General features: G+C 60.4%; 1 protein-coding gene. It reads right to left on the reverse strand.

Going from position 1 to position 417, the window contains the following annotated elements:
- Positions 1-182: 182 nt before the first annotated feature.
- Positions 183-417: glycosyltransferase (locus AC1D0P_RS30520; protein ID WP_477680152.1), on the reverse strand; the 235-nt coding region annotated here is incomplete at its 5' end.

The raw sequence follows: 417 nt of genomic DNA on the forward strand, positions 1-417 counted from the left end.
TTCTCCAAGGCCGCAACAAGGGCCTTAGGGGAACATAAGGGCACCAAATGCCCCGCAATTGGGGCCAAACGTCCCGAACTGGTCCAAAGTGATGCGCGAATGTTCGCGTCCTGCTGACGAGAATCGGCGCACTTACTTGTCTGTCAGACGGCCGGCCTGCTGTCGGCCAGTAAGAATCGGGATTATCCGCCCTGCGCAAGCCCGCGGTAAACTGCCTCGGTCGCATCCACCATTTTATCGAGCGAATAGTCGGTCTTGCGCGCGAGGGCGGCGGTACGCATGGCTTCGTGGCACTGCGGCCGGGCGATTTCGAGCATCCGCTGCGCCAAGTCTGTAACGTCGTCGTCATTTGCGACGATGAAGCCGTTCCTGCCATCATCCACCACCGTCGAAGCGCCGCCGACATCGGCGAGAATC

The sequence above is a fragment of the Polaromonas sp. P1_G2 genome (genome assembly GCF_056405515.1).